At 44.3% G+C, this 14,121-nt stretch carries 11 protein-coding genes; 4 read left to right on the forward strand and 7 right to left on the reverse strand.

Translation table 11 applies throughout. From position 1 onward, the window contains the following. Positions 1–120 precede the first annotated feature (120 nt). From C2757_RS06390 to C2757_RS06405, 4 genes are all read right to left on the reverse strand, one after another. Positions 121–672 (reverse strand): hypothetical protein, encoded by a 552-nt coding sequence (locus tag C2757_RS06390; RefSeq protein ID WP_215373622.1) that lies wholly within the window; start codon positions 670–672, stop codon positions 121–123. Between the two features lie 59 nt (positions 673–731). After that, positions 732–1,991, reverse strand: coding sequence for a hypothetical protein (locus C2757_RS06395; RefSeq protein WP_215373624.1), 1,260 nt, complete (start codon positions 1,989–1,991; stop codon positions 732–734). A gap of 123 nt (positions 1,992–2,114) precedes the next feature. Further along, a complete protein-coding gene (locus C2757_RS06400; RefSeq protein WP_215373626.1) occupies positions 2,115–2,837 on the reverse strand; it encodes a hypothetical protein in 723 nt (240 codons plus the stop codon). Positions 2,838–2,911: 74 nt separating this feature from the next. Beyond that, positions 2,912–3,802 carry a hydrogen peroxide-inducible genes activator gene (locus C2757_RS06405; protein ID WP_215373628.1) on the reverse strand — a complete coding sequence of 297 codons (891 nt, stop codon included), beginning with the start codon at positions 3,800–3,802 and terminating at the stop codon, positions 2,912–2,914. A 138-nt stretch (positions 3,803–3,940) separates the two neighbouring features. Here C2757_RS06405 and ahpC point away from each other — a divergent pair, with 138 nt between their 5' ends. Together ahpC and ahpF are read left to right on the forward strand one after the other, a co-directional pair. Next, entirely contained in the window at positions 3,941–4,504 is a 564-nt protein-coding gene (gene ahpC / locus C2757_RS06410; RefSeq protein WP_215373630.1) for an alkyl hydroperoxide reductase subunit C, read from the forward strand. A gap of 105 nt (positions 4,505–4,609) precedes the next feature. Further along, positions 4,610–6,187, forward strand: coding sequence for an alkyl hydroperoxide reductase subunit F (gene ahpF, locus C2757_RS06415; RefSeq protein ID WP_215373632.1), 1,578 nt, complete (start codon positions 4,610–4,612; stop codon positions 6,185–6,187). On the opposite strand, the gene C2757_RS06420 is transcribed toward ahpF, so the two are convergent. Then, entirely contained in the window at positions 6,184–7,635 is a 1,452-nt protein-coding gene (locus C2757_RS06420; protein ID WP_215373633.1) for an NAD-dependent succinate-semialdehyde dehydrogenase, read from the reverse strand. The genes ahpF and C2757_RS06420 overlap by 4 nt on opposite strands. A gap of 164 nt (positions 7,636–7,799) precedes the next feature. On the opposite strand from C2757_RS06420, the gene C2757_RS06425 reads away from it, so the two are divergent. Both C2757_RS06425 and C2757_RS06430 read left to right on the forward strand, forming a co-directional pair. Continuing rightward, positions 7,800–8,594 (forward strand): DUF4239 domain-containing protein, encoded by a 795-nt coding sequence (locus tag C2757_RS06425; protein WP_215373635.1) that lies wholly within the window; start codon positions 7,800–7,802, stop codon positions 8,592–8,594. 30 nt (positions 8,595–8,624) lie between these two features. Further along, entirely contained in the window at positions 8,625–9,500 is an 876-nt protein-coding gene (locus C2757_RS06430; protein WP_215373637.1) for a CoA ester lyase, read from the forward strand. Here C2757_RS06430 and C2757_RS06435 read toward each other — a convergent pair. Next, positions 9,497–10,939, reverse strand: coding sequence for an amino acid permease (locus C2757_RS06435; RefSeq protein WP_215373639.1), 1,443 nt, complete (start codon positions 10,937–10,939; stop codon positions 9,497–9,499). The two genes, C2757_RS06430 and C2757_RS06435, sit on opposite strands and share 4 nt — an antisense overlap. 28 nt (positions 10,940–10,967) lie before the next feature. Then, positions 10,968–14,120 (reverse strand): efflux RND transporter permease subunit, encoded by a 3,153-nt coding sequence (locus tag C2757_RS06440; RefSeq protein WP_215373641.1) that lies wholly within the window; start codon positions 14,118–14,120, stop codon positions 10,968–10,970. Position 14,121: the final 1 nt, after the last annotated feature.

Below are 14,121 nucleotides of genomic sequence, written 5' to 3' on the forward strand. Positions count from 1 at the left end.
CAAATGGAAAACCACCCGAAGGTGGTTTTGGTATTGCTTGCCTAGATCATTATCGGTTTTTTCAGAAAGACAAAAGCCACCCTCGGGTGGCTCTTTCATATCTATGGTGATCGGTAAAGCTTATGGAGCAACCCATTGCTTCTTGAGTACTCTCCTGACCATTGGGTCAAATGTCGATAAAGGCTCACTTTTATAGTTAGGGTCAAACGAGATTTCATCATACTTAGCGCAAAACTCTACTGTTTGCTCATAAGCTGGGTCAGATTTAAATTGATCGCGTGCATTGGGATCTACACCAATCTTATCGCCATAAAAATAGGTTTGAAATAAGCCATGCTGTAGTAGCATCCAGTAATTGTTTCTGGAGATGAAAGGATGCAAGATTGATCCAATCACTTCACCATGATTAAAGGGACCTAATGGCTCAGCAATATCATGAAAGAGCGTGACAACAACATATTCTTCATCACGATTATCTCGCAATGCTCTAGTAGCAGCCTGTAAGCAATGTTCTTTGCGAGTAATGTTGTAAGCAGTATCTTTAGAAAGGTTATCTAAAAGAGCAAAGAGTTGGTCTGGTAAGTTGGCCAAAGTCTTCTCATGGACCTCTTTCATGACATCAAAATCAGCAGTAGTACCCTGATCCATCCTAGTGAAATGCATTTTATCCATAGGAATCTTTCTTAAATTTTGTGTTTAGAAGTGCGTAGAAATTAGAGGTGAGAGGCTCTTCACTTCAGCAATACTGAAGGGGAGGCAGGAATACTTCCCGGAAGCTTTTGCAATGACATCAATTGAGATAACAATTTAATAGTCAGCGGTGAATATCCATTGTCATCACTTGGAATACTGTAAGTAGATCCATCCCGCCCCACGATCATGGCAAAGGGCTTTGGTGTTGGCCTATCTTTATTAACGATTAATAGAGCATCCCGATTAAGAGTGCCTTTATTGTTATTAAAGGTACTCGCTGATGGTGGCAAGGTCACTACATAGGGCTTATCAGCCAGCTGCGCTTTTACTACTTGACCTAAATACTCAAAGATATTATTAGTGGATCGAACTCGCACAATTAGAGTAGGTTGCTGTTTTTTGGCAGCACTGGTTTTCAAGAGATCCTCTTCATTGTTGTCTTCGCAATAAAGTGTTTTTCCATACTTCTTCACTGGTAGAAAGTTGGCATACTGATCTGAAGTAATACAAAACTTATATTTACGGGAAACTTGAGTTGGCTGGTAAAGCGGATTTTTGGAGTCACCTACTTGCTTTAGCAGGATGTTTGAATCTTTAAGCATCGAAAAAGCTTGGTCACCAAACCTTGGGACGACTTTATCAACCGTAAGAGGAGAGCCTAGTTTCTCTGACTCATCAATCAGTTGTGCAGAAAAGCCATCTCCAATGATCTTGTACAGGTACTGCTGAAACTGGTCATGTTCTGGTCTCAGGGGGTTATTAATTAAGACTGTCGATTTCCCATTGGGTTGGAAAATCTCAATCTCATCCACAACCATACTCATAATCACCTCCTTTGGAATGTGATTATGGGAAAAGTACTTCACAGTCTCTTTGGGTAACTCATTCAGATAGCTTGTCCAGAACACTGCGTTATCCAAAGAGGATTGTGTGAATGTAAATGAATTATTTAGTGTCAAAGCAGCGCTAGGGGTAACGGTAGACAGCCCACCTTGAATAACGTTATATCCAGCATTCAAGGGTGCTGAACCACCCGAAAACAAGGCTCCAACAGAGGGGCTAACGCCAATCGCGCCAGAGCCGTTGATCGTTGGCATATCTAAAAAACTAACCATCCTATTATCAGCAGAACGCAAAATGTTTTGGAAAATGCTATTGGTTTGGTACTGCTCTAAAGAATAGGCATATTTAGCGGACATCTCACTGAAGTCTGGGGTGAAAGTCGAGGCGCATCCACCTAAAAGCAAGCCCATCACACTCAGGCTTAAATGATTACGAGTCTTTGAGAAGAATTTCATATATTTACAGTGGTTATCAGGATGATACTAACCCAATTCATCTGGCCACTAAAGCAGGCAAGGCACAAAAAAGGTTCAATATCCAGAGCAGATGATCTATCAGTCTCGTTTATGAGGGCTCATTTAAGCCACCTGTTTCGATAATCGATTTTGATAAAGATAAATTATTGAGGCAATCACCAATAATCCGAAGGCAATCGGGCCATGATAGCTTGCATGTGCCACCTGCAGTTCCCAGCCAAAGCCGATTAGTAAGGCCGCCCCTAAGAGATGCATACGTTTATTGATCGTCAGGTAGATTGCCAAAGAAGTGGCGGCAATAAAGACAGCCCAAGAACCGGCAAGACTGACAACAGATCCAATCCCTCCTATCCAGGAATCTACCCACATGACATCCAAGAAGCGCTGAATTACATGGGCATCGTATGTACTGATTTCTCCGGCAGCGAAGAGTTGATCAATCACAATCAACTGACGGCCTAAAGCAATCCCCCCAATACTATCGAGAACCGTAAAGTACACAACAAAAACAAAGATCGCAGCTCTTGCTATCCAAGAAAAAATTTCGCCTTTTGGTTTATAGGCTGGATCACGATGAAAGGTATCAGTCAAAATTAATAAACCTATTCCAACTAAAACCACTAATGGTGTTTGGACCATATGTAATAGGAACCACCAATTGGGGCCAAAATATGACAAGGCATCATAGTGAGGATCATGCGGCTGAGGATGACATAAGTACGCTGTCATTCCGGGATTGGCTGTAAAGTGGGCTGGATGAAAAAGCTCCATACCAAGCAAGATCAGTGGGGATAACACCAGGCAAATAAAAAGCATGAACCGCATCAACTTTCCCCCAAGTGGTATTAATGAATAAATACTAACTCACAAAAAAGTCTTCGGAAAGGCGATTGTCTCACCTAGCGCTGCATCACCTTAACTAGGGCATTAAATTCTTCAATCCTCGCGGTAGAGGGTCTCGCGACCAAGGCAATCTTTCTTTTGGGCGCTGGTGCGCCCAAGGGTTTTGCAATCAAATTTGTCTGTTTGAGCAAGCCAGATTTCACGGCCATCTCCGGTAAAAGTGCAATGCCTAAATCTGATTCCACCATCTGTACCAGCGTAAGTAGGCTGGTTGCTTCAATTCCATAGTGATTAGCGGCTGGACCTCTTTTGCATGCTTTGATAGTTTGATCACGCAGGCAATTCCCCTCTTCTAGCAACAAGATCCGATCTGCCAATTTATTATTCAAATGAATTTCGCTGCCTTTAAGGGCTGGGTCGTTTTTATTGCCGATCATCCAAAACGCATCGTCAAATAATTCTTTAGTCAGAAAACCTTCGGTATCGTAAGGCAGTGCAATGAGGGCAAAATCTAATTCATGACGATTTAATTTATCCATCAAGTTACCCGACAAATCTTCTCGCAAAACCACCTTGAGCTTCGGAAACTGCTCTCGAATCTTCGGCAATAGTGTTGGCAATAGAAAAGGGGCAATAGTGGGTATTACTCCCAACTTAATCACGCCCACCATAGATCCAGCAGAACCCTCTACAAACTCGACTAAATCGTCTGCCTGGGCAATCAAGCGTTGCGCACGTTCTACTACCCCACGGCCAATAGGGGTTACTGACACTGAGTGCTTATCTCGCTCCACCAACTGCACACCCAGGGAATCTTCCAACTCCTTTAGACCAGCGCTCAGCGTGGACTGGCCCACAAAACAGCTCTCAGCAGCTTTGGTAAAGCTGAGAGTCTCGCTCAAAGCGATTAAGTAACGTAATTGCTTTATGGTGGGTAATGCAGCCATTTTGAGCCCTCTTTTGCTATCTTCAGCTGTTATCTAATAAATCGATTAATAACATCATATTAATTCATTTGAATGATCTTAGCAACAGGCTCATAATTCGTTCAGTTGTTAATTTTTTCAACCCCCGAAAGGAACACCATGTCTATTATTAATACTGTAGTTCAACCATTCAAAACCGAAGCTTTCCACAACGGTAAGTTCGTAACTATCACTGATGAGACCCTCAAAGGCAAATGGTCTGTATTGATTTTCATGCCAGCAGCATTTACCTTCAACTGCCCTACTGAAATTGAAGATGCAGCTGAAAACTATGCTGAGTTCCAAAAAATGGGTGCTGAAGTGTATATCGTGACAACCGATACTCATTTCTCACACAAAGTTTGGCACGAAACTTCACCAGCAGTTGGTAAAGCCAAGTTCCCATTGGTTGGTGATCCCACACACACATTGACCAATGCATTTGGCGTACACATTCCTGAAGCAGGTTTGGCATTGCGCGGCACTTTCATCATCAATCCAGAAGGCGTAATCAAGACAGCTGAGATTCATTCGAATGAAATCGCTCGTGACGTTAGCGAAACATTGCGCAAACTCAAGGCAGCTCAGTACACCGCTGCTCACCCAGGTGAAGTTTGCCCAGCGAAATGGAAAGAAGGCGCAGCAACATTGACTCCATCTTTGGACCTCGTAGGCAAGATCTAAGCTTAGTTATTGACTTAGTCATTCAATCAGACTCTCCTCGGAGAGTCTATTGGAGAGGACCAGATCCTGCCCAATAGACTCACTACATATTTTTAAGGAATCATCATGTTAGATAGCAACATCAAAACCCAACTCAAGGCTTACTTTGAAAAAATTGTGAGCCCAATCGCATTGACAGCCACCTTAGATGACAGCGCTAAGTCAGCAGAGATGCTCGAACTCTTAAATGAGGTAGCAGAGCAATCAGACAAAATTACTGTTTCTATAGATGGTCAGTCTCCGAACGTGCCAAGCTTTACCGTTGGCAAAAAGGGTGAAGTTGCGCGGATTGCATTCTCTGGCTTACCGATGGGCCATGAGATGACTTCTTTTATCTTGGCAATTTTGCAAGCGAGTGGCTATCCCCCTAAAGTCGAGCAAGACATCATCGATACGATCCGTGGTTTAGATGGCAAATTGCGTTTTCAGACCTTTATTTCCTTGTCATGCCATAACTGCCCAGATGTAGTGCAGGCATTAAACCTGATGGCAGCACTCAATCCCAACATCGAACATGAAATGATTGATGGCGCCCTTTATCAGGGCTTGGTAGATCAGTACAAAATCATGGCTGTACCAACAGTCATCGTCAATGGTGAAGTATTTGGTCAAGGTCGAATGACTGTTGAGGAAATTGTTGCCAAACTCGATACCAATAGTCCACAAAAAGATGCTGCCAAACTCAATGCCAAAGAGAGTTTTGATATGTTAATTATTGGCGGTGGCCCTGCTGGCTCAGCAGCAGCAATCTATGCTGCACGCAAGGGTATTCGCACTGGAGTTGTAGCGGAGCGCTTTGGTGGTCAGGTAATGGACACCTTGGGCATCGAGAACTTTATTTCCGTTCAAGAAACTCAAGGGCCTAAATTGGTCCAAGCCCTCGAGCAACATGTCAAAAGCTATGAAGTCGATATTATGAATTTGCAACGTGCTAGTGCACTACGTAAAACCGATGACGGCCTTGAAGTCGAATTAGCCAATGGTGCAATTCTCAAGAGTAAAGCTGTCATTGTGAGCACTGGTGCGCGTTGGAGAGAGATGAATGTTCCGGGCGAACAAGAGTATCGCAACAAAGGTGTAGCCTACTGCCCTCACTGCGATGGCCCTTTGTTTAAGGGTAAGCGTGTTGCTGTGATTGGTGGCGGTAACTCTGGTGTTGAGGCTGCTATTGATTTGGCAGGCATTGTTAGCCATGTCACCTTAATCGAATTTGACAGTAAGTTACGTGCCGATGCTGTACTTCAGACCAAGCTTGCTAGCTTATCTAATATCACCATTATTAAGAGCGCCCTCACTAAAGAGGCATTGGGTGATGGCACTAAGGTCAATGGTCTGCGTTACCTCGATCGCGTCACGAACACTGAGCATAATCTCGAGCTTGAAGGTATTTTTGTGCAAATTGGTTTACTGCCAAATACCGACTGGCTCAAAGGCACTGTGGAGTTATCCAAGCATGGCGAAGTGATTGTGGATGCTAAAGGTGAAACATCGATGCCTGGCGTCTTTGCTGCAGGCGACTGCACAACGGTACCCTACAAGCAGATCATCATTGCAATGGGTGAAGGCGCTAAAGCTTCACTGGGAGCGTTTGACTACCTCATTCGCTCCTCAGTAGTGGAGCCAGAAAAGGCTTTGGCTGCTTAAGACTGAATACCACCCATGCAAAGGTACTTCATCTCTAAGTAATCCTCAATACCGTGCTGGGATCCTTCACGACCTAAGCCGCTTTCCTTAACGCCACCGAATGGAGCAACTTCGGTGGTGATTAAGCCTTCATTAATACCAACCATGCCATATTCCAGAGCCTCTGCAACACGCCAGATGCGGCCAATGTTTTGGGCATAGAAATAAGCCGCTAAGCCAAATTCAGTGTCATTTGCCATGGCAATTGCTTCAGCTTCGGTTGAGAACTTGAAGATCGGTGCAAATGGCCCAAAAGTCTCTTCCCTGAAGGCCAGCATATCCTTGCTGGCACCTGATACAACGGTAGGTTCATAGAAACAACCTCCTAAAGGATGTCTTTTACCGCCGACAACTACTTTGCCACCCTTAGCAACTGCATCCTTGACCTGCGCTTCAACTTTGGCAAGCGCTTTCTCGTCAATCAACGGACCAATGACAGTATCGACATCTGCACCATTGCCAACTTTGAATGCACTCACTGCTTTAGAAAACTTCTCAACAAATAAATCGTATACAGAGTCTTGCACCATGATGCGATTAGCGCAAATACAAGTTTGACCTGCATTACGATATTTGGAGGTGATCGCACCCTTCACAGCTGCGTCAATATCAGCATCATCAAAAACAATGAATGGGGCATTGCCACCCAATTCCATGGAAGTCTTCTTAACCGTGCTTGCACATTGCGCCAACAACAATCTACCAATTTCAGTAGACCCTGTAAAACTGAGCTTGCGCACGATAGGATTTGAAGAGAGCTCGCCACCAATCTCAGAGGCTGAGCCAGTGACACAAGAAAATACTCCTGGAGGAACTCCAGCCTCTTGCGCTAGCTGACACAGGGCTAATGCACTAAATGGCGTTTGGCTTGCGGGCTTGAGCACGATGGTGCAACCTGCTGCTAGTGCGGGCCCCACTTTGCGGGTAATCATGGCGGATGGAAAATTCCAAGGCGTAATGGCTGCACAAACCCCAATGGCCTGCTTAATCACAATTAATCTTTTGTCTTTGGCGTGCGCAGGAATTGTTTCACCATAAATCCGCTTGGCCTCTTCGCCAAACCACTCAATAAAAGAAGCGCCATAAGCAATCTCACCACGACTTTCGATCAAAGGCTTACCCTGTTCGGCCGTCATTAACTGAGCCAATGCTTCCTTGTTCTTCATAATGAGATCAAACCAGTTACGCAGAATTCTGGCGCGCTCTTTAGCGGTTTTAGAACGCCATGCAGGTAAAGCTGCATTTGCAAAATCAATCGCCCTACGAGTCTCAGCAGCCCCCATATTGGGTACCGAGCCAATCAACTCTCCAGTAGCTGGATTGTGCACAGGAATGGTGGCTTGACTATCTGCATCCATCCATTGGCCGTTGATATAGGCTTTTTCAAACTTGAAGGCTAGATTACTCATCTCGTATACGCTCTATCAGACTAGATTTAAAGACCCTGAATTGATCGGGATTAAGCCATTTTATACGCCGCTAGATAAACCAATCAGGATTGAGCGCTTTGCCATTCTCGGGAAAAATGGTTTAGGCTATGGGTATCTCAATAACCCCCTAAATACACACCACTATGGATCTCCCTATCTTAAGACAAGCACTGCAATTGTCTGGCGTCGACCTAAGACTAGAGCTCATTGTTATTGTTTTATCTCTATGCTACTTAGTCTTCTGGATTTTTCAGAAGCAATTTCCAAATGCACTTTTTGGAGAAGACTCAGAATATGCTGGTTATATCTACAATGCTATGGGAGTGGTATTTAGCCTTGTATTTGCATTTGTGACTGTATTGGTATGGCAAAACTATAACGGGGTGAGTGATGCAATTACCAAAGAAGCAAGTACTCTCAATAATATGTATCGACTTTATTCAGCATTTCCACCCGAGGTTGAAAAAAAGGGGCGAGAGCAACTAAGAACCTATACGAGAACCATTATTCAAGAAGAGTGGCCTCTTCTAAGTAACGATCAATTTAGCACCAAAGCGTACCAAGAATTAATACAGATTGTAGATAACGTTATTCACCTGCAACCTCAAACTGTAGGGCAATCTAACATCCACCAACAAATGATTCACTTAGCAGTTGAAGCCACGGAGCTCAGACGAAGTCGTATCTACAATGCACGGTTCGGTTTGGCGCCTCCAGCATGGCTAGGGCTTCTCAGCAGCTCTTTAATCTTTTTATTTTTTTCATGCCTATTTAAGATGAAATCAGTGAGAACCCATTTGCTTTTGATACTGTTTCTAGGCTTAACCATTGTCGGCGTCTTGTACTTCTTGATCCTATTCCTTCACCCCTTCCTAGGTCCGATGGCACTTAACTCGGAGCCATTTGAAAATCTATTGAAATTGTCATGGATCTATTAAATGCTGTGATGAGATTGATATAAGGGAAATATGAATCAGTCGATCCGCCCAAGGCGCTCTGTGCTCTACATGCCAGGAGCCAATACAAGAGCCTTAGAAAAGGCTAAGAGCCTGCCTGCTGATTCTCTGATACTCGATTTAGAGGATGCAGTAGCGCCGAACGCAAAAGTCGCTGCCAGAGAAAATATTCTGAGCGCCCTAGAGTCAGGGTTTGGATATCGTGAGGCGGTAGTCAGAATTAATGGTCTAAATACAGCTTGGGGACAATCTGACTTAGCATTTTTTGCAAACAGCAAAGCAGATGCCATTCTCCTGCCTAAAGTAGAGTCGGCAACACAAGTTCTAGAGGTCGCCGCCCTACTTCAGAAAATGAACGCACCAAGCACTATGCGGATTTGGGCCATGATTGAGACGCCGTTAGCAATCTTCAAGCTAGAAGAAATCGCCAGCGCGCATCCATTGCTTGAAGCTCTAGTCTTAGGTACATCTGATCTTGTGAAAGATTTGCATGCTCGCCATACCCCCGATCGCATCGAGACTCAGACCGCACTCTCCCTCTCTGTATTGGCAGCCAGAGCCTATGGTCTATGTGTTTTGGATGGTGTTCATCTCTCATTAGATGATGAAACAGGACTAAAACTGTCTTGTATTCAGGGGAGAGATATGGGTTTTGATGGCAAGACCTTGATTCATCCAAATCAGATCGCACTTGCTAATGAAATTTTTGGGCCTTCCCCCGAGGAGATCCTTGAAGCCCAAAACAGAATCGCCGCATATGATGCAGCGATTCAATCAGGCGCAGGGATTGCCGTCCTAAATGGCAAGTTGATTGAGGAACTCCACATTCAAGATGCCAAGAGAATCTTGGCCCTTGCAAAGGCAATTAGCGTTAGAGATAAATCTTAAGACTTCTTCAGGTATTGTTTAGCAGCAGCATTCTGAGCCGCAACCTTTTCCTCAAAGTCAGCAATCAGTTGCTTTTGCTTTGTACTTCTTCTAGTTTTAATTCGATACATCGCCCAAAGACCAATAAACCAAACTGGCAGAACAAAAAGAGCGATCCGAGTATCGTCATTGAGAGTCAACGCATAAATCACAATCCCAAAGAAAGCAAAAGCTACATACGGCATCACTTTGCCCAGCGGCATCTTAAACGCAGATTCATCATGGGCTTGAGGTAGTCGTTTGCAATAGACTAAATAGGCCAACAAAATCATAGACCAGATGTAAATAAAGATTAAAGCGGATATCGTCCCTACTAACTCAAAAGCACTCATCATCGATTGAGTCGTGGTGAGCACTATAGATGCCGATAGAATGAGCCCCGTACCCAAGAATATTCCACCCGTCGGAATTTGATAGGTTGATAACTTTCCAAAAATAGCGGGTGCATGGTGATTTTTAGATAAACCGTACAGCATTCTTGAAGTCGCATAGATACCGCTATTACTCGAAGAAGTTGCAGAACTAATCACTACAGCATTAACGATTGAGGCAGCCGCAATCATGCCTACTAGAGAGAACATTCCCACAAAAGGACTTTGATCTGCAGGAATATCATTCCATGGCGTTACCATCATTAAGACGGTGACTGTGCCAATATAGAAAATCATGATGCGCCAAGGAATCTTGCGAATGGCATCAGGAATCATTTTCTCGGGATCCTTAGCTTCCGCCATCATTGTGCCAACGACTTCCATACCAGCAAAAGCAAAGATGGTTGTCTGTAGACCCAAAAGCAATCCTGAAATTCCATTGGGGAAAAATCCTCCATATGACCAGAGGTTGCTAATACGAGCCTGAATGCCACTCGGAGAAACAAAACCAGTAACAGCTAAGTAGAGTCCCAGGGCAATCAATCCAACAATGGCAACGACTTTAATAATGGCCATCCAAAACTCCAGCTCACCAAATGCTTTCACAGACAGAATGTTCAGGGCCAGCAATAAGGCAATGAGTACTAGCGCAGAAATCCAAGGGGGTAGATTTGGCCACCAAAATGCGATATAGCCTGTAATGGCAATGATTTCTGCGATGGCCGCCACAATCCAGGCAAACCAATACGACCAACCAACAAAAAATCCTGCAGCAGGCCCCAATATATCTTCAGAAAAATCTACAAAGGATTTGTACTCGAGGTTGTGCAGTAATAACTCACCCATTGCTCTCATCACAAAATAGAGCACTAAGCCGGTAATTGCATAGATCAAAATAATGCCAGGGCCCGCAAGTGAAATGGTTTTTCCAGAACCCATGAATAGACCAGTGCCAATACAGCCACCAATGGCAATCATCTCAATCTGGCGCTGGCCTAAACCCCGCTCTAGCTTTCTATCTTTGTTCATATCTATCCTTACTAATTTTGATGCTTACTTAATTTGAGGCTAATTTACGCGCTTCAATTTTCTCTTGCTTTTTCTTTTCACGATTCTCAAAGAAGGTTTCGATTTCTACATAGAAAATAGGGACTAGAGCTACCGCCAAACAGGTTGAGGCAATCATGCCACTAAATACGGTGATACCGAGCGAGATCCGCGCTGCTGCCCCAGCACCAGTTGACATCAGCAAAGGCATTACACCCAAGATAAAGGCAATCGAGGTCATCACAATTGGTCTAAAACGCTCTTTGGAAGCTTCTAGGGCCGCATCAACAAAACTCATCCCCTTTTGCCTGCACTCAATAGCAACTTCAACAATCAAAATGGAGTTCTTACAAGAAAGTGCAATCATCAGGACTAGGCCAATCTGCACATAAATATTATTTGGTAGCCCAGTCAGCAATAAAGCGATGACGGTACCCGATAATGAGAGTGGCACTGCAGTTAATACTGCTAAAGGTGCAATCCAAGTTTCATATTGCGCTGCAAGCACCAGATAGACCAACAAGATCGAGAGTGCAAAAATCAGAATCACGGTATTACCAACGAGTTTTTCCTGATAAGACATGCCTGCCCACTGATAGGTTACGCCATCTGGCAAAGTTCGGTTAGCCAGTGCCTCTAAAGCCTTGATGGCCTCTCCAGAACTGTATCCATCCTTCGCAGCGCCAAGCACAGCAGCTGATGGATAGAGCTGGAACTGAGATGCGAAGGCTGGACCAGTAACCTCTTTCACATCAATAAATGATCCAAGAGGTACCATGCTTCCGCTCTTATTTTTGACATACAAGCGATTGAGTTGATCAACGGTACTGCGGTATTTTCCATCTGCCTGAACATACACCTGATAGGTTTGTCCATACTTGAAAAATTGATTGACATATGTAGAGCCTACATATGATTGCAGCACATCATAAGCATCCCCAATTGCTACCCCAACCGTTTCAGCTCTTGCTACATTGAAACTCAACTCTAGTTGTGGAACATTGTTTTGGAAAGGTGTGAAGGCAGCCATGATTTCTGGAAGTTTTTGCGCCTGATCAATAAAATTCTTAGTAGCGGCATCTAACTTGGCAAAGTTATTACTACCATCAGTCAACATCAAGCGCATTTCAAAGCCGCCAGAAAGACCTAAACCAGGAATGGCTGGTGGTAAGAGCACAAAGGACTTCAGTTCTTGAACTTGCTTGAGGCCTTCGTTCATATTCATGTAGATACTACGCAGGTCCTCACCCTTACCGCGCTCATCCCACTTTTTCATAATCACATAAATCGCACCGGAGTTTGACTGTGAAGTACTGTTATTCAATAAATTAATGCCACCAATGACAACCGCAGTATCAACTCCAGGAATTTTTTTCAGTACATCCACTGCCTTCTTCATGCCAGCTTCTGTCCGCTGCAAAGAGGCTGCATCTGGCAGCGTAGTGGATACCACTAAATATCCCTGGTCTTCATTCGGAATAAATCCTGAAGGAACAAACATCAAACCTACCAGCGAGGCAATAATAATGATGATGCCGACCGTAGCACCCTTGGCGCGATGATTCATAAGATGTTGAATTTGATGTTCATACCAGGTGGACAGCCGATTGAAATACAAATCAAACTTTTGATAAAACTTATTTTTAACTAAATTCGGATCAATCGGTTTTAAATATTGAGCAGACTGAGTTGGCTTTAAAGTGATCGCGTTGATACCGCTGATTAACGCTGTAGCAGCAATTACCAAAGCAAATTGGCGGTACATCTGCCCAGTAATCCCAGAGATGAATGAGGCAGGAATAAATACTGCCATTAAGACCAGAGTGATACCAATGATCGGCCCCATTAATTGGGTCATCGCATCAATGGCGCCTTGCCTTGGCGACTCACCCTCTTCTACTTTTTTGGAGACGGCCTCCACCACCACAATCGCATCATCGACCACAATGCCGATACATAAAACAATGGCAAACAAAGTTAAGAGATTGATGGAGAAGCCAAGAGCGGCCATACAAGCGAATGCACCAATGATGGTGACCGGCACTGTCGTTGCTGGTACCAAGGTAGCCCGCCAGTTCTGCAAGAAAATCATGATTACCAGCAATACTAAGATGCCAGCCTCATAAAGTGTTTTGTAGACTTCATGGATTGAGGCTTGCACGAACATCGTGGTATCAAATGGAATTGCCCATGAGACTTCTTTAGGCAAAGTCTTTTGAATTTGTTGCATTTCAGTACGGACAGCATTTGCTGTTGCAATCGCATTCGCACCAGGCATTTGATAGATCGCAATACCGCCAGCAGCTCTTTCATCAATCTTGAAGAACTGGCTGTAGTTTTGGCTACCCATTTCAATCCGAGCAATATCTCGTAAATAAGTAATTTCAGCCTTGCTACCAGTCTTCACCACAATCCTGCCAAACTGCTCTGGCGTTGTCATGGCGCTAGTCACATTCAGAGTGAGCTGAAAATCCTGACCCAAGGGTGTGGGAGGTGCACCAATTTGCCCTGATGTCAGCAAGATATTTTGTCGATTGATCGCGCTAATCACATCGTTTGGCGTCAGATTGCGCATCTTCAACTGAGCGGGGTCTAGCCAAACGCGCATACTGTAATTGCCCACACCAAATACGTTCGCGGCAGCAACGCCTGGTATGCGTGCCAAACGCTGTTGCAATTTGAGGTTTGCAAGGTTACTTAAAAATAAACCGTCGTGATCTGGATTGGATGAAGTGAGGGTGACAAACTGCAAAATCGCAGTTGACTGCGTTCGTGTAGTGACGCCCTGCTTCTGGACTGCCTGAGGTAAAGAAGGTACTGCAATTGCGACGCGGTTTTGTACATTCACCTGTGCCAAATCAGGATCAGTACCGACTTTAAAGGTCACCGTTAAAGTGTAATTACCATCGTTAGTGGATGAAGACTCCATATAGAGCATTCCATCAACACCATTGACTTGGGTCTCAATATTACTTGCTACTAATTGCTGCACTAAGGTTGCACTGGCACCTGGATAGCGTGTAGTCACCTGAATGGTAGGGGGAACAATGTCCGGATACTGTGATATCGGCAAGCCGAATATCGATACAGCACCTATCAACATCATCAATAGAGCAATGACGTTGGCCAGTACTGGCCGCTCAATGAAAAATTTAGATAGCATA

The organism is Polynucleobacter sp. MWH-Svant-W18 (assembly GCF_018687495.1).
GTDB lineage: Bacteria > Pseudomonadota > Gammaproteobacteria > Burkholderiales > Burkholderiaceae > Polynucleobacter.